Origin of the sequence: Flavobacterium soyae (assembly GCF_021245985.1) — a bacterium.
Lineage (GTDB): Bacteria > Bacteroidota > Bacteroidia > Flavobacteriales > Flavobacteriaceae > Flavobacterium > Flavobacterium soyae.
Map to the genome: position 1 here is coordinate 1 of NZ_JAJQXA010000025.1, position 18,883 is coordinate 18,883.

Genomic DNA, 18,883 nt, shown 5'->3' on the forward strand with positions numbered 1-18,883 from the left:
CCTAAAATCAGCAAGAAATAAAAAATTATCTTGAAAGTGGAATCCGAAAAACCTGAATTAATGTTTTTAGTGGACAATCTTGTTTTTACCAAAAAAAAGAAGCTGTCCTTTTGAGACAGCCTCTTTTGCTTTTTACTTAAAAATCATTAAGATTTCAATTCTGCAAAACGGCTAAAATTGCCCCTTAAAATTGTAACTATAACGTTATAATTGTTTATTTAGAACTATTCTTTGTGAAAATAGAGGTAAAATCCCACTTACTTTATAACATCTAATTTCGACTTTGTTAAAGAAAAGATTTTAAAATATCAATAATTCATTTTTTTAATACAAAATTGATATTTTGACAAAAACAAGCAGTGAAAATCGTTTTTTAACAATAATAATTTTTGAAAAGGCGACTTCTATTATATTATTTTTAATTATCGGCTTTAATGCTTAAATTTGCCTCAAAAAAATAAATCTGCCTTAATTATGAATATTTATAAGGATTATATCCAAGAGATTGAAGAACGTAAAAATCAGGGACTTCACCCAAAACCAATCGATAGTGCTGAATTATTAAGCGAAATTATTGCACAAATTAAAGATTTAGATAACGAGTATAGAGAAGATTCTCTTAAGTTTTTTATTTACAATACTTTACCAGGAACAACAAGTGCTGCTGGTGAAAAAGCCCAGTTTTTAAAAGAGATTATTCTTGGGCAGACTGTAGTAAAAGAAATTACACCGGCTTTTGCTTTTGAATTATTATCACACATGAAAGGCGGACCTTCTATCGAAGTTTTGCTTGATTTAGCTTTAGGGAATGACACTGCAATTGCAAAAGATGCAGCAAAAGTTCTTAAAACACAGGTTTTTCTTTATGAAGCTGATACAGACCGTTTAGTAGAGGCATTTAAAAATAATAACGCAGTTGCTAAAGAAATTCTTGAAAGTTATGCTCAGGCTGAGTTTTTTACAAAACTGCCAGAAGTAGCTGACGAAATTAAAGTAGTTACTTTTATTGCTGGTGAAGGTGATATCTCAACAGATTTACTTTCTCCGGGTAATCAGGCTCACTCACGTTCAGATCGTGAGCTTCATGGTCAATGTATGATTACGCCTCAGGCACAGCAAGAAATTAAAGCCTTACAAGCACAACATCCTGATAAAAGTGTAATGTTGATCGCTGAAAAAGGAACTATGGGAGTAGGATCTTCAAGAATGTCAGGAGTAAACAACGTGGCACTTTGGACAGGAAAACAAGCAAGCCCATATATTCCATTTGTTAATATCGCTCCAATTGTTGGTGGAACAAATGGTATTTCTCCAATTTTCCTAACAACTGTAGATGTTACTGGTGGTATTGGTTTAGACCTTAAAAACTGGGTTAAAAAGGTTGATGCAAATGGTAATGTTGTACGAAACGAAAACGACGAACCAATTTTAGAGCAAACCTATTCTGTTGAAACGGGTACAGTTTTAACAATCAATATTAAAGAGAAAAAACTTTATAACGGCGATCAGGAATTAATTGATATTTCTAAGGCGTTTACGCCTCAAAAAATGGAATTCATTAAAGCCGGTGGTTCATACGCAATTGTATTTGGTAAAAAACTTCAAACATTAGCGGCGAAAGTTCTAGGTGTTGATGCTCCTCTTGTATTTGCTCCATCAAAAGAAATTTCTCATGCAGGACAAGGACTTACTGCGGTAGAAAAAATCTTCAACAAAAATGCTGTAGGTATAGCTCCGGGTAAAGTATTACACGCTGGTTCAGATGTTCGTGTAGAAGTTAATATCGTAGGTTCGCAAGATACTACAGGTCTTATGACGGCTCAGGAATTAGAATCTATGGCAGCTACAGTGATTTCACCAATCGTTGACGGTGCATACCAATCAGGTTGTCACACTGCTTCGGTTTGGGATAAAAAAGCGCAGGCAAACATTCCGAAATTGATGAAATTCATGAACGATTTTGGTTTGATTACAGCTCGTGACCCAAAAGGTGTTTATCATTCAATGACAGACGTAATCCATAAAGTGCTTAACGATATTACTATCGACGAGTGGGCTATCATTATTGGTGGTGACTCTCATACAAGAATGTCAAAAGGTGTTGCTTTTGGTGCTGACTCAGGAACTGTTGCTCTTGCACTTGCTACTGGAGAAGCTTCAATGCCAATTCCTGAATCTGTAAAAGTAACTTTCAAAGGAGATATGAAAGGTTATATGGATTTCCGTGATGTGGTTCATGCTACACAAGCGCAGATGCTTCACCAATTTGGTGGAGAGAATGTTTTCCAAGGTAGAATTATTGAGGTTCACATTGGAACACTTACTGCTGACCAAGCCTTTACATTTACAGATTGGACTGCAGAGATGAAAGCAAAAGCGTCTATCTGTATTTCTGAAGATGATACTTTAATTGAATCATTGGAAATTGCAAAAGGCAGAATCCAGATCATGATCGATAAAGGAATGGATAATGAGAAACGTGTTCTTCAAGGATTAATCAATAAAGCAGATAAGAGAATTGCAGAGATTAAATCAGCAGAGAAACCAGCTTTAACTCCAGATGCAAACGCTAAATATTATGCTGAAGTTGTAGTTGATTTGGATCAAATTTCAGAGCCAATGATTGCTGACCCAGATGTAAATAATGTTGATGTTTCTAAAAGATATACTCACGATACAATCAGACCGCTTTCTTTCTACGGAGGTGTGAAAAAAGTAGATCTTGGATTTATTGGATCTTGTATGGTTCACAAAGGAGATATGAAAATCCTTGCTCAAATGTTGAAAAACGTAGAAGCACAAAATGGAAAAGTTGAATTTAATGCTCCGCTAGTTGTTGCTCCGCCTACATATAATATTGTAGATGAGCTTAAAGCTGAAGGTGACTGGGAAGTTTTACAAAAATATTCAGGTTTCGAATTTGATGATAATGCTCCAAAAGGTGCTGCGCGTACTGAATATGAAAATATGTTATACTTAGAGCGTCCGGGATGTAACCTTTGTATGGGTAATCAGGAAAAAGCAGCAAAAGGTGATACAGTAATGGCAACTTCAACACGTCTTTTCCAAGGAAGAGTTGTAGAAGATTCTGAAGGTAAAAAAGGAGAATCATTGCTTTCTTCTACGCCAGTTGTAGTTTTATCTACAATTTTAGGCAGAACCCCAACATTAGCTGAATATACAACGGCTGTAGACGGTATCAACTTAACTAAGTTTGCGCCTTCTAATAAATCGTTAGTAATGTAATCTTACGATTATTAATATTTCAAAAGCCCGGGTGATAAACTCGGGCTTTTTCTTTTCTGACTCTTCTATTTTTTGTAACTTGTCATGTTCTAAATAAAAAAAACAAAAACAATTATAACTTATGGCTTTTGATATTGAAATGATAAAAAAAGTGTATGAGAACATGCCGGATCGTGTTGATAAAGCACGCGAGATTGTTGGTCGTCCACTTACTTTAACGGAGAAAATTTTGTATAATCACCTTTGGGATGGAAATCCAGCGAAGGCATTTGGAAGAGGAGTAGATTATGTTGATTTTGCGCCAGATCGTGTAGCATGTCAGGATGCAACTGCTCAAATGGCATTATTACAATTTATGCATGCTGGAAAATCTAAAGTAGCAGTACCTACAACGGTTCACTGCGATCACTTGATTCAGGCTAAAGTAGACGCTGCAACAGATTTAGCGAGAGCAAAAACACAAAGTAATGAAGTTTTCGATTTCTTATCGTCAGTTTCTAATAAATACGGAATTGGTTTCTGGAAACCGGGAGCCGGAATCATTCACCAGGTAGTACTTGAAAATTATGCTTTCCCGGGAGGAATGATGATTGGAACCGACTCTCATACTGTAAATGCAGGTGGTTTAGGTATGGTAGCCATTGGTGTAGGTGGAGCCGATGCTGTAGACGTTATGTCGGGTATGGCTTGGGAACTTAAATTTCCTAAACTAATTGGAGTTAAATTAACTGGTAAATTATCAGGATGGACAGCTCCAAAAGATGTAATTCTTAAAGTTGCCGGTATCCTTACTGTAAAAGGAGGAACTGGTGCAATCGTTGAATATTTTGGAGAAGGTGCAACTTCTATGTCATGTACTGGTAAAGGCACTATTTGTAACATGGGAGCAGAAATCGGAGCTACAACTTCGACTTTTGGCTATGATGCTTCAATGGGGCGTTATCTGCGTTCTACAAACAGAGCAGATGTTGCTGATACTGCTGATAAAATCGCTCCATATTTAACCGGAGATCCAGAGGTTTATGCAAACCCGGAAAAATATTTTGATCAGGTTATCGAAATCAATTTATCTCAATTAGAACCACACTTAAACGGTCCTTTTACTCCAGATTTAGCTACTCCAATTTCTAAAATGAAAGAAGAAGCAGTCAAAAATAACTGGCCGTTACAAATTCAGGTTGGTTTAATAGGTTCTTGTACAAACTCTTCTTATGAAGATATTTCCCGTGCAGCTTCATTGGCAAGACAAGTTGCAGATAAAAATTTAAAAACAAAAGCTGAGTTTACCATTACCCCGGGTTCTGAAGTAGTTCGTTCTACAATCGAAAGAGACGGGTTTATTGATACATTCCATAAAATTGGAGCAACTGTTTTTGCTAACGCCTGCGGACCATGTATTGGTATGTGGGATAGAGAAGGAGCAGAAAAAGAAGAAAGAAATACTATCGTTCACTCTTTTAACCGTAACTTCTCAAAACGTGCAGACGGTAACCCTAATACATTGGCTTTTGTAGGTTCTCCAGAATTAGTAACTGCAATGGCTATTGCCGGAGATTTAGGCTTCAACCCATTAACAGATAAATTAATTAACGAAGACGGTGAAGAAGTAATGCTTGACGCTCCAACAGGAGACGAGCTGCCTTCTAAAGGTTTCTATGCCGAAGATCCAGGATTTCAGGCTCCGGCGGCAGATGGTTCAGGCGTTCAGGTTGTAGTAAATCCTGCATCAGAACGTTTGCAATTATTGGCTCCGTTTGATGCCTGGGATGGTAAAAACATCACAGGTGCTAAATTGTTAATCAAAGCCTTCGGAAAATGTACTACTGACCACATTTCTATGGCCGGGCCATGGTTACGTTTTCGCGGACATTTAGATAATATTTCTAACAATATGTTAATTGGAGCTGTAAATGCTTACAACCAAAAAACAAACTCGGTAAAAAATCAATTAACAGGAGAATACGATGCAGTTCCTGCTGTTGCACGTGCATACAAAGCAGCTGGAGTTCCATCTATCGTTGTGGGAGACCATAACTATGGTGAAGGTTCATCTCGTGAGCATGCTGCAATGGAGCCTCGTTTCTTAGGAGTTAAAGCAGTATTGGTAAAATCTTTTGCCCGTATTCACGAAACAAACCTTAAAAAACAAGGTCTTTTAGGATTGACTTTCGCAAATGAAGCAGATTATGATAAAATTCAGGAAGATGATACTATTAACTTTACTGATTTAACTGAGTTTGCTCCGGGAAAACCATTAACATTAGAGTTCGTTCACGCAGATGGTACAAAAGATATTATCTTGGCAAACCATACCTATAACGAAGGACAAATTGGATGGTTTGTTGCGGGTTCTGCATTAAACTTAATTGCAGCTGGAAAAGCTTAATCTTAAAATTTATTACATACCAAAAACGCTCTGTGAAAACAGGGCGTTTTATTTGTATTATTAAAGGTTTTCCATTATTTCCTCCAATTAAAAATATTTTATCATCAATCAGGATTCCATTTTACTACTTTGGCAGCCGCCATATTTGAAAACTTATACCCGGTAATATCGTAAATGAATTTTTATCCTTCATTTACCGTTCTGCATGAAGTCCTGTTTTATTCCCTTCAGAATCAATGATTATGGCAATAAACCCAGCTGGAATTTGTGTTTTAGGTACAATGATTTTTCCTCCGTTCTGTTCTACTTTGTCAAGAACTATTTGAATTTCAGGATAAGCATTTATGTATACTAATGATCCTTTGTCAGAGGGATGATTAGTATCTGATTTTGTTAAAACTCCTGTTATTCGTCCTGATGTTGCCTGAATAATTTTTGGGTCATAAGGAAAAAATGTCAGTTCTTCATTAGTTTCAGGAAATAGACGAGTAGTCATTTCAATGTCTAATATGGTTTCATAAAATTTTTTAGCTCTTTCTGTGTCTATTACAGGAATTTCAAACCAAGTTAAAACATTGGTTTGTTCATCAATCTTTTTCAGCTTTTTCATAATGTAATTAATTTTTAACAAAAATGAAAAATGAAATTTGAATAGACCTGTGACAAACGTCACATAATTACGACAGGGTTCTGCGCTTTCTAATTCGACTTAATGTTTCTCTTGAAACTCCAAGAAATGAGGCCAATTGTGAAAGTGGAACTCTTTGCAAGATTTCAGGGTGCATGGTTTCTAAATATTGCAACCGTTCCTGTGCTGAATAAAGTTTGAACAAAACAGAGAATTCTTCTTGTTTAGAGGCAAATAGGCGAATACAATTACGCCCCAAAGTTTCTATTTCTATTGCTTGTTTTGCTGCTTGAAATAATCTATCCTTGTCAAAAATTATGGCAGTTAATGGTTCGCAGGCTGCAATGTTAAATTCGGTTTTCTGTCCGCTGCCAAAACTGCTGATATTTGTAGCAATTTCATTTTCAAAGAAAAATCCTGTGTTCTTAACAATACCATCTATTTCGTAATAGCTTTTGCAATACCCATTGTCAATATAAAATAATGAATTACAAACTTGTCCTTGTTTTAGTAGAAATTCATTTTTCTTAAATGCTCGTTTCTCCAATGCAGGCTGCAGCAATTCCCAGTTTTCATCAGAAAAATTTGTCAGCGTACGGATATATTTTAAAAGATTGTTCATTGTTTATACGGATTTCTGTAAAATTCAGGCTAGCGTTTCATCAGGCTGCAGATGATAAAACATCATCCAAATCTAAATCGTTAGGTTTTAGTTCAAATTTAGTGATTGATTTTTTGATAGCAACCGTAAGCTTTATTTTTTCTAGTAATACCTTATGAAAGCAAAATTTGCTCTATGTTATTAAAGGCAGTAAGTTTGTTAATTAGTTTTAACCAAATCTGATTCTGGAGATAAAGTTTTAATACGATTTGGTATTGTATTTTCAAATTCCTCAATGGAAATGCTATAGGTTTTATCAGATGGCATCTTAGAATAATCATTATAAGTATAACCGCCAATAATGTACAATTTATTATTGTAGAAATGCATCGCACCAAATTTTAAAGGAAGATCAACTAAATATTCTTTTAAGATTTTTAATTTTATATCATATGCATACATTTTTTGATCTTCAAAAAAACAGATGATATTATCATGATAAGTAATGGCAGGTCTTTCCAAAACCGAAAAAAGGCAGCCTTCTGTCTGCCATTTTCGGTAATTAAATCGAAAGTCTCAATTTCAGATAAAAGCTTTCCGTTATTTCCTCCAATTATATAAATTTTGCCATCTTTAGAAATGACCCAAAAGAGAAAATAGGGTTTTTGAGTGGAGCTAATAACTCATAACTTAATTTTGATTTTAGCTTAACTCATGATTAGCTTTAATTGTTAATTCAGATAAATCTTCTGTCTTTTGTTTTAAAATAACTTTGAAATTTACTTTTTTAAGTTCATTTACGGTGATTTTTGTTGTCTTGTAACTAATGTGAGAGAATTGTAGGGTGTCATTTTCATGGAAATTAATTTCGGATTTTAAACTAAACTGCCCTTTATTATTAGTTAAAGCGGTTATATTTTTAGATAAATAAAAAATATTTACATCTTGAACAGGTTGATTATTGGCAGAATCAACAATTCCTTTTAACTCTTGCGCAATTGAAAATATCGGAAATAAAAGAAAAATGAAAAGTAGTTTTCTTACAAGTTTTAAGGCTAAGTTATTTTTAGTTTTTATGAATTTTATGATTATTCTTAAAAAACTGCGGTTCAAAAAGTTGGCTCAATTTTTATGCCGAGCTTGTTAATTTGAAGTAAATTAGTTGTTAAAAAAGGTTTGTTTTTTAGTTTAAAGAGTTAAATTCGCCTTTTTAGGTAATATATTAGCGCTCTTTTGAGTTTAAAATATTGTCTAAACTTAAAAAGGGTTAATAAACTTTAATAGGTAAACATGGTTTTTAGATTGATTATAGTATTGTTTTTTTTTAGTGTTGGAGTTTTTTCTCAGGAAAAATTTATCAAACATAAAATCTCAAAAGGAGAAAATCTTACTGTAATTGCTAAAAAATATGGATTAAAAGCTAAAGATATTAAAGAGGCAAATCCTGACGCACCTAAAGTTTTAAAACTCAATTCGATTTTATTAATTCCGAATAAAAGCACAAAGACTTCACAAAACACTACCCAATCAATTGCAGACAATACTTCTGGTTCGCATGAAATTTTACAAAAAGAAACGCTTTGGGGAATATCAAAAAAATATAATGTTTCTGTTGAAGATTTAAAAAAAGCAAATCCCACATTAGAAACGGAAGGATTGAAAATTGGCCGGAAAATTATAATTCCAATAAATAGTAATTTGGCAGTTTCTGAAAATACAGTAAAAAATCCAGAACCGGAAAAACAAGAAACAATTCCTTCTGCATATACTGAAATTATTGTTGAAGTAAAGCCCAAGGAAACAAAATTTTCAATAGCCAGGAAATACGGAATAACTGTTGCAGAATTAGAGCGTCAAAATCCTTTTATTAAAAGGAAATTAGCTGTGGGTTACATGCTGAAAATCCGTACTTCAGCAGTAAATCAGGATATAAAAGATGCTTCTATTGCTGCTCAAACTCCGGTTTCTGAAAAAAATATTATTAAAAATAATGTTCCAGGAATTGATTTGAAACAAGATGATAGTACATCTGCGGCAACTTCAGAAAGTACAATTAAAGCTGACGAAGGAAAAACAGAAATTGATCCTGCAGCAGATGTTGAAATTGTTGTTGAAGTACAGCCAAAAGAGACAAAATATGCAATAGCCAGGAAATATGGAATAACAGTAAAGGAATTAGAACGTCAAAATCCGTTTATAAAAGGGAAACTTCCGGTTGGGTACGTTTTAAAAATAAGGACAACCAAAGAAAAAGCAGATGCTGCCGGCTCTGTAAGTTCTCCTGAACCTCAATTAAATGAAAATCTGGCTCCTGCAGCTCAAATTGCAGACAATTCAGTAATTAAAAAAGATTCCACTTTTGTTTACAATGGTAATCACTCTGATTTAATTGATCGATTAATTCTAACCGCAACAGAAAATATAGGTACCCGTTATCGTTCTGGAGGAACTACAAAAGCTGGTTTTGATTGTTCTGGTTTAATGTTCTGTACCTTCGGGAATTTTGATATAAAACTGCCAAGAAGTTCTATTGAGCAATCTCGCATTGGGACAAAAGTAGCTGCTACAGAAGCGCAAAAAGGAGATTTAATTTTCTTTAAAACTAACGGAAGACGTCAAATTAATCACGTAGGAATGGTAGTTGAAAATACTGACGGCGAAATTAAATTTGTTCATTCCTCGACTCATGGAGGTGTTATGATTTCTTCAACTAAAGAAGCATATTACCAAAGAGCTTTTTCACAAATAAACCGAGTTCTAGAATAAAAAATTACTGGTAAGTTGTTTTTTTAATTCTTCGATCGGAAAAGGTTTATTTAAAAAATCCTTTACATATATATTCTTTTTTATACGCTCAATCTCTTCCTGATCTAGAGTTGAAGACATTACGAAAATCTGAATCTCGTTTTTAATTTCTTCATTTAATGTTTCGAATATATCCAGAAATTCAAAGCCATTCATTATCGGCATCTGAATATCTAATAAAATAATTAAAGAGCGGCAGATTCTTTTATTTTTAATAATCCACTGCAAACCTTCAAGTCCGTTATTGGTCACAAAAACCTGATCTATATCCAGAACTTTTTTCAGCAGTTTTCTGGTAACAAGCTGATCAATTAAATTATCATCAATTAATAAAAATGATGGTTTAAGCTCCATAAGAAGTAGGTATTGTTACAATGAATTTACTCCCAATATTGCTTTCAGAAAATACCGAAATATTTCCTTTAATATTTTCTACTGCTTCTTTAACGATATACAGACCTAATCCTGAACCTTTGTTTTTGTTTGTCCCAAAATACATTTCAAAAATATAATCCTTACAATCGTCGTTAATTCCAATTCCATTATCAGCGACTTCAATTTTATTAAAACCTTCATGGATATAAGTTTTGATAGAAATAAACATCTCCTGTTTAGTGTTATCAGCATATTTAATAGCGTTAGAAAGTAAATTGCTGATAATGATTTTTAAACGAAGACCATCACTTTCAATCTGGTCAACTAATAGTTCCTGTTTAAAGGTTATTTTACTGGCATTTTCAATATGCATCAATTGCGAAATAGCTTCATTAAATATCTCCTGCAGACTTACAGGTTCCATAATAATTTGCTTTCTTTTATTCTTAGAATAGTCAATAATATCGCTGATAAATTGATCCTGCTTAGCAAGGCTCTGATGCATTAAACGCAGATAATCTTTTATTTGATCAACATCATCCTCTAATTGTGTAATTTCTATTAAGCCTTTTAAAGAAGTTATGGGCGATCTTAAATCATGTGAGGCGCTGTATACAAAACGGTCTAACTCATTATTTGCTAAAATTAGATTTTCATTTTTAATTTCAATTTCTTTTTTTGAAACAATTAAACGTTTTACCATTATTGAATAATAAGAACAAACACTTAAAATAATAATTAAAGTAAAAATAATATTAGTAATGATAAGTAGGTTTTTGATTTTACGGGTTCCTTCTCCCAGCGTATTCGAAAAATTTCGTTCGTTAATAGTCAGCTTATTGCTAATATTGTTTATTTGATGAAGAAAACTTATTTGATCAGCAGCAGTTAATGTGTTATGCTGTATTTTGGCATTAACCTGAGTTCCAATGATAAAAAGTTTTTCTATTAAAGCATCTCCTTCTTCCCATTCATGAATAGCCTTTGCTAAAAATGGAACTTTTTTAAAATTCACAAATAACCAAACAAGGTCATCTAAATCATCCTTATGATTTCGACCAATTGTAAAACCCTGCCTTGCGACTTTATTATCGCCGACTTTTAAAAGTGTTTTTCTGGCAATTCCGTCACCTTGAGGAACTTTTAGTTCTTCTGTATATAGTTTAAACTGATTTGGGTCTTTGTTGTATAGATAGGTAATGAGATGAAGCGAAGCATCTTTTTGTCCTTTGGAGTAATGAGATTCGCCGTTTACATATGCTCTGTTTGCAGATAATATTTTGATCGTAAAAAAGTTGATGCAGATTAACAATGCACAGGAAATAAAAACGATCAAAATTAAAATAAAAACATTTGGTAAGCGAAAGCTTTTTAAAGATCGAATCTTGTACATGATTTCCATATTAGTAGGTTAATATTAATATCCGGTCTAAATCAAGCTTGTATAATTTTCTCTTTTAGAATAGTTTTGAGGCAGACTATTTTAAAGGTAGAAAATGAACAATTGTTAATGAAAATACTTAAATTTTAAGACTTATCGAGCCTTTAACCAAATTTAATAAAAAATATGAATCTTTTTACAAGGAGCTGTTTTTTTCTTGTTAATTTTTATATTTTAGTTTTAAATTTCTGATAGTTAATTGTTTGTGTTTGCTTTTGACTATTGAAAACTAAAAGGTTGAATTTAATCATTATTTTGTTTGACACAAAACGTTGTAATGAAGAATTTTTTTTTGTTTAATAAAAAAGGCTGTATAATAGTGTTTGTTTAAGTTTTAAATATCACTATTCCAGTTCATGCAAAAATGACTGCATCCATTTTTGCATTTCGTATTTCTTCTTTCAGTATCTGTTATTTTAAAGATCCAAAGCATTGACGTTATCGTTTTTTTATTTTCAGATTCAGGAAGTTAAACCAACTTTTGTAATGCAATTTTTGTTGGATAAGTTTTTAGAAGTACAATTGGGGTATAAGTTGGTTTTAACGGAATAGTATTTATTGCCGTTTGATAGGTTTCTGTATTATAATCGGTTTTATTTGGAATAGAATTAATAATATAATTATTCAAAGTGATAAAAAGGCTGTGAAAGTCATATCCATTATCATCTAGCAGCAGTTGTAATCCTATTTTAAAATCAATTTTATCTTGTGCAATTTGATTAATAAGTTTTTCTCTAAAATTCAAATCCACGATGCAGTTTTATTTAAGTTTTGAATGCTTTAATTTATTTTTTTTTGCTGATTTTGTGTTTAAATCCCCGATTATAAGGCATAATTCTATTTAATTCCGACAATTGTTTCAGAAAAAAAAGAAAAATATTTTTGATCAGACAGTATTTCTCTTACCTTATTTAGTGTTTCAGATTTTATTTCAGAAGTGTAACTATCGCCTAAAAAGCCAATTTTATCATAAGATACTAAAATTGAAATTAGATCAAGGAATGACTCAAAATCTTTTGAAATATAATTTACTACTTCAAAATTTTCTTCATCTAATAAAGCAATTTCATTGGTTTCTTTTATTACAATTAATAAGTCAGAATCACGAAAACCAATACTAACGAAATCTTTATGATCTTCATGATTTTTTAGTGTAAAACCTAAAAACGAAAAATTTTTAAAATTTACATTTTTATTGAATTGCTCCAATAAAATTGCATTTTCTAGAAATACAGCATTGGGTTTTATTGAAATTGAAAAATCAGAACTTATTTGTTCAGCATAATCCTGATCAAAACCCTTTTTTAGAAAATCTTCGATTGTAGGACAGACGTTTTTAATAGCGTCGATTTTGGTTTTTAATGTAAGGCTCATAATGTGATTTAATATTAAAATAAAATTAATCTGTAAAAAATGTTTACATTTTAAAAAGCAGTATTTAGTAGCTAAAGTATTAATATTATTTTAATTTAAAGGAATACTATTATAAAACAAGATTTGATAAAATAATTGTTTTAGAAATAATTAATTATTATGTAGTTTTCAGATTGTTTTTATTACTATCTGCAGACTTAATTCAAATTTATACTCAAGAGGCTGATTATGTTATAAATTTTTAATAATCTAAAATCTATAACAGAAAATCTAAAATTTCAGAAAAAAGTATATCTTTAACCAACCCAAAAACCAAAAAAATGCAAGAAGAAAACCAAGAACACTTTAAAAGAGAACTAGGATTATTAGACGGAACCATGCTTGTAGTTGGTTCTATGATTGGATCTGGAATATTTATTGTAAGTGCCGATATCGCCAGACAAGTAGGATCTGCCGGATGGCTTACTTTAATTTGGCTGATTTCAGGATTAATTACCATTATTGCAGCCGTAAGTTATGGCGAATTAAGTGCGATGTTTCCAAAAGCCGGAGGACAATATGTATACTTAAAAGAAGCTTACAACAAATTAATTGCCTTTTTATATGGCTGGAGTTTTTTTGCCGTTATTCAAACCGGAACAATTGCAGCAGTTGGAGTTGCTTTCTCAAAATTTGCCGCTTATTTATACGAACCTTTGAGTGATGAAAATATACTTTATGAAATAGGTTCTTTCAAACTAAATGCTGCGCAGTTAGTATCGATTTTTACTATTATTTTATTGACTTATATTAATAGCCGCGGTGTTAAAAACGGAAAAATTCTTCAAACCGTTCTTACGATTATCAAAATTTTATCATTGCTTGGATTAATTGTTTTTGGATTAACGCTTGCAGCAAAAGCTTCGGTTTGGGATGCCAACTGGGCTGATGCCTGGAATACACGTTCGTTTGACAAAGAAACGGGTTCTTGGCTGCCAATTGGCGGAACAGCTTTAATTACAGGAATTTCTGCCGCTATGGTTGGATCATTATTTTCGAGTGATGCCTGGAACGGAGTTACTTTTATTGCCGGTGAAATTAAAAATCCAAAACGTAATGTAGGTTTCAGTTTATTCCTGGGAACTTTTATCGTAACAATTATTTATGTACTAACTAATATTATGTATCTGGCTGTAATTCCGTTAGAGGAAATTGCAACAGCAAAATCTGATCGTGTGGCAGTTGTAGCTTCACAATATATTTTCGGAAATATTGGAACGTTGATTATCGCGATTATGATTATGATTTCGACTTTTGCCTGCAACAACGGATTAATTATGGCCGGTGCGAGGGTTTATTATACAATGGCAAAAGATGGTTTGTTCTTTAAAAAAGCGGCTGTTTTAAACGAAGCAAGTGTTCCTGCCTGGGCGCTTTGGGCACAATGTATCTGGGCTTCTGCTTTATGTTTGACCGGAAAATACGGCGATTTATTAGATTTCGTAATTATCATTGTTTTGATTTTCTATATTCTAACAATCTACGGAATCTTCATTTTGCGTAAAAAAATGCCAGATGCAGAAAGACCTTATAAAGCTTTTGGATATCCATTTTTACCATTATTATACATTATTACAGCAACGGCAATTTGTGTTTCATTATTAATTACAAAATTCTCAACCTGCGGATGGGGAGTATTAATTATGCTTACAGGAATTCCGGTTTACTACTTAACAAAACCAAAAGAGTAAAAATTTGTTTCAAGTTTGAGGTTTCAAGTTTAAACTTTATAAATAATAAAAGCGCCTTGATAACCTCAAGGTGTTTTTTTGTGCAGCAAATTTATAATCAAAAATAAAATTCTTCAAAAAGTCTGGAAAATGTGCCCACGGATTTTATGGATTAAATGGGTTATTATTTTTGAATCGCATAGTAAAAAAGAGACAGCGTAAACCCGTTTAATCCGTAAAATCCGTGGGCAAAATAAAAGAATTAAAGGTTAATTAAATCGTTGTTAACTCTTTCTTCTGTTGGTCTCAGGAAAATAAGATATATAATAATAAGAAGTCCAAATAATACGAAATCTGGTTTTAAAAACAATATTAAAAAAGCTGCCCCTTCTAAAATTGCCCATCTCATTATAGAAGCTGTCTGATAAATGGGGAACTTGTTTTCAGTTTTTAATTTAGGATCAATTTGTTTTAATTGTGATTTGAATAAAAAAGTGCTCAAAACAAAAGCCAAAACAGGGATGAAAACATAGATCAATGATGATGAATCAATATTGGGAATATTTAGTTTTTCGACTGAAAGTTCGCCTAAAAAGAAATAAACAGCAATTGTTCCTGCACAAACTGCAAGGTGAATAATCTGAAGAGTTTTGATTTTTTTGGTCATGATTTGTTTTTTATGCAAGGTAAAACTAAATACATTAGAAATATAAAACTTTATGTTTTCGTGTTTGAAGACAAAAAATGCAGCAGAGAAAAACAAAAAAGGCACTACAATTATGCAGTACCTTAATATGTAAAAATCTATGAATGTTGTAAATTATAAAGCAACAGTTTCAGCAGATGATTTTATAGTTGAATTAATAATAGCTATAGTAAGCGGGTCTGATTCTCCAGAGAAAAAAGCATTTAAAATTTCCTGAAATATTGGATTGGTATTTTCGGCCATCGAAAAAAGAGTCATCGATGAACGCAATTTTCGAGCGTCTAAATCGCCAAAAATCCCGTCAGCTGATTTTCTTTTAAAAGTCAATAAGATTTCAGAAATTTCAATAAGATGTTTTCCTAAAATAGGATGCTCCAGAAATTCTGAAGCTTCTTTTAGATCGGCAATCGCATAAAGATTTGAAGTATCACTAGTGCCCAATCCTTTAATCTGAGGAAAAATAAACCACATCCAGTGTGTTTCTTTTTTTCCTTTTTTGATCTCGGCAAGGGCAGTAAGATAAAGTTTATTTTGCGCATCCAAGAAACGCGTTAAATCATTGTTTGAATAAGCCATTTTGGTATTATATTTTAAAAAAGGGTTGCAAAACTAGTAAAAAAGAAAGGGTCTGCCTAATAAAACCTTCATACAATCAGTATTTTAACTTTTTTCGACAGAATTTTCCTTATCGTTATTAAACGGTAAAAAAACTCATTTTGAATTGTTTATAAATCATACACTACGTTTGGTTTGTCTAAAAGTAAGGTTGATTCTTGGTAAAACATTTCGTGCTGTTTTAGGAATCTGATGCTGCCAAAAACTATTTGTTGTTCCCGCCATGAGTAAAAAAGATCCATGATGGAGCGGAATTTCGACTTGCGGAATTTCCTTACTGTATTTATGACGAAGCCTGAACATTCTCGTTTCTCCAAAAGTGACCGAAGCAATAATAGGATTTGGTCCTGTATTATGTTCTTTGTCGCTGTGCCAGCCCACGCCGTCATTTCCATCTCTGTATAAATTAAGTAAAACGGTATTAAAATCCTGCTGTGTTTCTTTTTCTACGCGGCCTCTAATAGTTAGTAATTCATAGTTCCAGTCGGGTCCTTTTTGATCTGCTCCGGGATTATCTTTATCTTCATACCAAGCAATCATTCTGGGAACTGTATAGGTTTTGTCATAAATTTCCATTTCATATTCTCTCCATTTCGTCTTACGAAGCAGTCTTTCGTAAAAACGATCCGATTCTTCTTTTGTGAAGAAGTTATCGATCAAAATTAATTCAGAATCAGGAATGTCAAACACTTTTTTTCCTGCCAAACCTGTGGTAAATAATTCGGTGTCGTTAAATAATGTCATTTTTCCATTTATTTTTTGTCAATCTCAATCCAAACAGGGGCATGATCGCTTGTTTTTTCCCAGCCCCGTACATGACGGTCAACACCGCCTGAGCGTAATTCTTGGACTATTTGCGGACTCAGTAAAAAATGATCAATTCTTAAACCGGCGTCTCGCTCATAAGCATTTCTAAAATAATCCCAAAAAGTGTAAATTTTCTCGTCAGGATATAATTTCCGAATAGCATCTGTCCATCCCTGCGAAACTATAGCTGCAAAAGCTTTTCGAATTTCAGGTCTGAAAAGAGCATCGTTACCCCATTTTTCGGGTTTGTAAACATCCAGTTCTGTCGGCATAACATTAAAATCGCCAATCAATATTGCTGGAATTTTTAGATTCAATAATGTTTCTGCATGTTCAGCAAGACGATCAAACCATTTCAGCTTATATTCAAATTTCGGGCCCGGCAAAGGGTTTCCGTTTGGCAGATAAAGACAGCCAATCACAATTCCATTAATCAAAGCTTCGATATAACGGCTCTGAATATCTTCATCATCTCCCGGAAGAATGCGTGTTACTTCTTCAATTTCCATATTTCGGGCAAGAATCGCAACGCCGTTCCATTGTTTTTGTCCGTGCCAAATGGCATTGTAACCTGCATCATTAATTGCTTTAAACGGAAAATTATCCTGCGGCGCTTTTAATTCCTGCAGACAGACAATATCTGGAGCCGTTTCATCAAGCCAGCGCAATAATACAGGTAAGCGTCCGTTTATTCCGTTTACATTATATGTTGCTATTTTCATGGTGCAATTAATTAATTTGTATTATTAAATTTACTGATTATTAAGCATTTAATCTAAATAGATTTTCTATTCTTATTTTAGTAACTGTTTGTTAAATAATACTTTACCCGGGTATTTTTCTGCGAAAGCAAAAATCAGCTGTTCAATATATTGATTGCTTTTATAAGTTGTGACATAGTTTTTTATTTCTACGGGATCATGAATCGAAATATCTGATGGAATGTATCCCATACCATAAAAACGACCGTTTTCGATCCAAATACAGCTGCGTTCTTCTTTTGATCTTCCTTTGTCTATAATGGCAAAAGTTGGCCTGTTGTTTAATAAAAAATCAATTGCGTTATCAACTTGTTCATTGTGAAGTAAAACATCAGGTAAGCTTTTTGTATCATTATTTTGAAATAAATCCCCTTCTTCCGGTCTTGTATACTTGCAAAAGCGATGATCAATTTCAAACTGCTCTGCCAGGCTTCGTAGTAAATTAATCCCATCGTACTGGCTGTTAAATTCATGGATACAAACCTGAAATTTGCTCACTTTTCCAATTGCCAGATATTTATAACCGTTTCGGGCTTCGTATTGATAAATTCCAAATTTTGCTTCAAAACGTTTTAAGGCACGATTATAAGTTGGCCAGAGTTTTTTGATTTCGGTACATTCTAATAACAAAGCCATTAATTCAGTAGCGCAGATTTCGAAAGAAATTCCATAAATGTCCCTTAAAAAGTGCTGCCTTTGCGGGTTGATGTTATTACCGCTGAAATGAGAAGCCACACGTTTTTTTAAGTTGATGGCTTTTCCAACATAAATCACCTTTTTTTGTTGATTATAAAAATAATATACGCCCGGTTTTTCGGGTAAATTATTAAAATCATCAGGCGGAAGATTCGGTGGTAAACGTTGATCTTGTGCTGTTTTTTTGATCATTTTATCGATTTCTCCGGCATCGTCCCATTCCAGTAAAAGCGAAAATAATATAGCCGTTGCATCTGCATCTCCGCCGGCGCGGTGTCTGTTTTCTAAACCTATATTTAAGGAGTTGCAAAGATTTCCTAAACTGTAAGAACCTAAACCCGGTTTGATTTTTCTGGCTGCACGAACGGTACAAAGTTTTTTTGCCGACCATTTAAAACCTGCTTTTTCAAGTTGATGATGAACGAATGAATAATCGAAGTTTACATTATGGGCAACAAAAATACGATCAGTAAGCATTTCTAATACTTTTTCTGAAATGTCATCGAAAATAGGTGCATTAGACACCATTTCGTTATTAATACCTGTTAATCCAAAAATAGAAGGAGGAATGTCTTGCTCTGGATTTACAAGTGTTTCATAACGGTCAAGTACATTTTTGCCATCATGAATAATAATGGCAATTTCTGTAATGCGGCTGCCACTGGCATTTCCGCCTGTGGTTTCAATATCGACTATGGCATACTCCGTATTTCTCATCTGTATATAACGTAAA

Annotated in this window: 17 protein-coding genes and 1 pseudogene; 4 read left to right on the forward strand and 14 right to left on the reverse strand. The window is 33.1% G+C overall.

The annotated features are described in order from the left end of the window. Positions 1-474 precede the first annotated feature (474 nt). The gene (locus LUU93_RS20520) at positions 475-3,246 is read left to right on the forward strand and encodes a bifunctional aconitate hydratase 2/2-methylisocitrate dehydratase (protein WP_232683032.1); all 2,772 of its coding nucleotides are present in this window, start codon (positions 475-477) and stop codon (positions 3,244-3,246) included. Positions 3,247-3,367: 121 nt separating this feature from the next. Beyond that, positions 3,368-5,632, forward strand: coding sequence for an aconitate hydratase (locus LUU93_RS20525; protein WP_232683033.1), 2,265 nt, complete (start codon positions 3,368-3,370; stop codon positions 5,630-5,632). Between the two features lie 193 nt (positions 5,633-5,825). On the opposite strand, the gene LUU93_RS20530 is transcribed toward LUU93_RS20525, so the two are convergent. The 5 genes from LUU93_RS20530 to LUU93_RS20545 all read right to left on the reverse strand — a co-directional run bounded on the left by LUU93_RS20530 (position 5,826) and on the right by LUU93_RS20545 (position 7,974). Then, positions 5,826-6,242: a VOC family protein gene (locus LUU93_RS20530; RefSeq protein WP_232683034.1), complete on the reverse strand. Its 417-nt coding sequence runs from the start codon at positions 6,240-6,242 to the stop codon at positions 5,826-5,828. A 67-nt stretch (positions 6,243-6,309) separates the two neighbouring features. Continuing rightward, on the reverse strand, positions 6,310-6,882 hold the full coding sequence (locus LUU93_RS20535; protein WP_232683035.1) for a Crp/Fnr family transcriptional regulator: 573 nt from the start codon (positions 6,880-6,882) through the stop codon (positions 6,310-6,312). Between the two features lie 198 nt (positions 6,883-7,080). Continuing rightward, positions 7,081-7,323 carry a hypothetical protein gene (locus tag LUU93_RS20540; RefSeq protein ID WP_232683036.1) on the reverse strand — a complete coding sequence of 81 codons (243 nt, stop codon included), beginning with the start codon at positions 7,321-7,323 and terminating at the stop codon, positions 7,081-7,083. After that, a complete protein-coding gene (locus LUU93_RS21840) occupies positions 7,305-7,541 on the reverse strand; it encodes a kelch repeat-containing protein (RefSeq protein WP_369010203.1) in 237 nt (78 codons plus the stop codon). The genes LUU93_RS20540 and LUU93_RS21840 overlap by 19 nt, the downstream gene beginning before the upstream one ends. A 22-nt stretch (positions 7,542-7,563) precedes the next feature. Further along, the gene (locus tag LUU93_RS20545) at positions 7,564-7,974 is read right to left on the reverse strand and encodes a carboxypeptidase-like regulatory domain-containing protein (RefSeq protein WP_232683037.1); all 411 of its coding nucleotides are present in this window, start codon (positions 7,972-7,974) and stop codon (positions 7,564-7,566) included. Positions 7,975-8,151: 177 nt separating this feature from the next. Here LUU93_RS20545 and LUU93_RS20550 point away from each other — a divergent pair, with 177 nt between their 5' ends. Next, the gene (locus tag LUU93_RS20550) at positions 8,152-9,627 is read left to right on the forward strand and encodes a C40 family peptidase (protein ID WP_232683038.1); all 1,476 of its coding nucleotides are present in this window, start codon (positions 8,152-8,154) and stop codon (positions 9,625-9,627) included. Here the strand turns inward: LUU93_RS20550 and LUU93_RS20555 are convergent. From LUU93_RS20555 to LUU93_RS20570, 4 genes and pseudogenes are all read right to left on the reverse strand, one after another. Next, complete coding sequence (locus LUU93_RS20555) at positions 9,619-10,020, reverse strand: response regulator (protein ID WP_232683039.1); 402 nt, start codon at positions 10,018-10,020, stop codon at positions 9,619-9,621. The genes LUU93_RS20550 and LUU93_RS20555 overlap by 9 nt on opposite strands. After that, positions 10,010-11,434, reverse strand: coding sequence for a sensor histidine kinase (locus tag LUU93_RS20560; protein ID WP_232683040.1), 1,425 nt, complete (start codon positions 11,432-11,434; stop codon positions 10,010-10,012). Before LUU93_RS20560 ends, LUU93_RS20555 begins: the two co-directional genes overlap by 11 nt. Positions 11,435-11,816: 382 nt before the next feature. Next, positions 11,817-12,233: pseudogene (locus LUU93_RS20565) on the reverse strand (DUF5958 family protein). Between the two features lie 86 nt (positions 12,234-12,319). Beyond that, a complete protein-coding gene (locus LUU93_RS20570; protein WP_232683041.1) occupies positions 12,320-12,856 on the reverse strand; it encodes a hypothetical protein in 537 nt (178 codons plus the stop codon). Between the two features lie 320 nt (positions 12,857-13,176). Between LUU93_RS20570 and LUU93_RS20575 the strand changes: the two genes are divergently transcribed. After that, the gene (locus LUU93_RS20575) at positions 13,177-14,586 is read left to right on the forward strand and encodes an APC family permease (RefSeq protein ID WP_232683042.1); all 1,410 of its coding nucleotides are present in this window, start codon (positions 13,177-13,179) and stop codon (positions 14,584-14,586) included. A 241-nt stretch (positions 14,587-14,827) separates the two neighbouring features. Here the strand turns inward: LUU93_RS20575 and LUU93_RS20580 are convergent, their stop codons facing one another. From LUU93_RS20580 to LUU93_RS20600, 5 genes are all read right to left on the reverse strand, one after another. Continuing rightward, positions 14,828-15,232, reverse strand: a complete 405-nt coding sequence (locus LUU93_RS20580; protein ID WP_232683043.1) for an MFS transporter — start codon at positions 15,230-15,232, stop codon at positions 14,828-14,830. 153 nt (positions 15,233-15,385) lie between these two features. Next, complete coding sequence (locus tag LUU93_RS20585; RefSeq protein WP_232683045.1) at positions 15,386-15,847, reverse strand: DUF1810 domain-containing protein; 462 nt, start codon at positions 15,845-15,847, stop codon at positions 15,386-15,388. 156 nt (positions 15,848-16,003) lie between these two features. After that, complete coding sequence (locus tag LUU93_RS20590) at positions 16,004-16,630, reverse strand: alpha-ketoglutarate-dependent dioxygenase AlkB family protein (protein WP_232683046.1); 627 nt, start codon at positions 16,628-16,630, stop codon at positions 16,004-16,006. An 8-nt stretch (positions 16,631-16,638) separates the two neighbouring features. Then, positions 16,639-17,415: an exodeoxyribonuclease III gene (gene xth / locus LUU93_RS20595; protein ID WP_232683047.1), complete on the reverse strand. Its 777-nt coding sequence runs from the start codon at positions 17,413-17,415 to the stop codon at positions 16,639-16,641. 72 nt (positions 17,416-17,487) lie between these two features. Then, complete coding sequence (locus tag LUU93_RS20600) at positions 17,488-18,867, reverse strand: exonuclease domain-containing protein (protein WP_232683048.1); 1,380 nt, start codon at positions 18,865-18,867, stop codon at positions 17,488-17,490. Positions 18,868-18,883: the final 16 nt, after the last annotated feature.

Bases quoted from the DNA above. Each gene is read 5' to 3' on its own strand.
- LUU93_RS20520 (WP_232683032.1), top strand. From the start codon at position 475: ATGAATATTTATAAGGATTATATCCAAGAGATTGAAGAACGTAAAAAT.
- LUU93_RS20525 (WP_232683033.1), top strand. From the start codon at position 3,368: ATGGCTTTTGATATTGAAATGATAAAAAAAGTGTATGAGAACATGCCG.
- LUU93_RS20530 (WP_232683034.1), bottom strand. From the start codon at position 6,242: ATGAAAAAGCTGAAAAAGATTGATGAACAAACCAATGTTTTAACTTGG.
- LUU93_RS20535 (WP_232683035.1), bottom strand. From the start codon at position 6,882: ATGAACAATCTTTTAAAATATATCCGTACGCTGACAAATTTTTCTGAT.
- LUU93_RS20540 (WP_232683036.1), bottom strand. From the start codon at position 7,323: ATGTATGCATATGATATAAAATTAAAAATCTTAAAAGAATATTTAGTT.
- LUU93_RS20550 (WP_232683038.1), top strand. From the start codon at position 8,152: ATGGTTTTTAGATTGATTATAGTATTGTTTTTTTTTAGTGTTGGAGTT.
- LUU93_RS20555 (WP_232683039.1), bottom strand. From the start codon at position 10,020: ATGGAGCTTAAACCATCATTTTTATTAATTGATGATAATTTAATTGAT.
- LUU93_RS20560 (WP_232683040.1), bottom strand. From the start codon at position 11,434: ATGTACAAGATTCGATCTTTAAAAAGCTTTCGCTTACCAAATGTTTTT.
- LUU93_RS20570 (WP_232683041.1), bottom strand. From the start codon at position 12,856: ATGAGCCTTACATTAAAAACCAAAATCGACGCTATTAAAAACGTCTGT.
- LUU93_RS20575 (WP_232683042.1), top strand. From the start codon at position 13,177: ATGCAAGAAGAAAACCAAGAACACTTTAAAAGAGAACTAGGATTATTA.
- LUU93_RS20580 (WP_232683043.1), bottom strand. From the start codon at position 15,232: ATGACCAAAAAAATCAAAACTCTTCAGATTATTCACCTTGCAGTTTGT.
- LUU93_RS20585 (WP_232683045.1), bottom strand. From the start codon at position 15,847: ATGGCTTATTCAAACAATGATTTAACGCGTTTCTTGGATGCGCAAAAT.
- LUU93_RS20590 (WP_232683046.1), bottom strand. From the start codon at position 16,630: ATGACATTATTTAACGACACCGAATTATTTACCACAGGTTTGGCAGGA.
- xth (WP_232683047.1), bottom strand. From the start codon at position 17,415: ATGAAAATAGCAACATATAATGTAAACGGAATAAACGGACGCTTACCT.
- LUU93_RS20600 (WP_232683048.1), bottom strand. From the start codon at position 18,867: ATGAGAAATACGGAGTATGCCATAGTCGATATTGAAACCACAGGCGGA.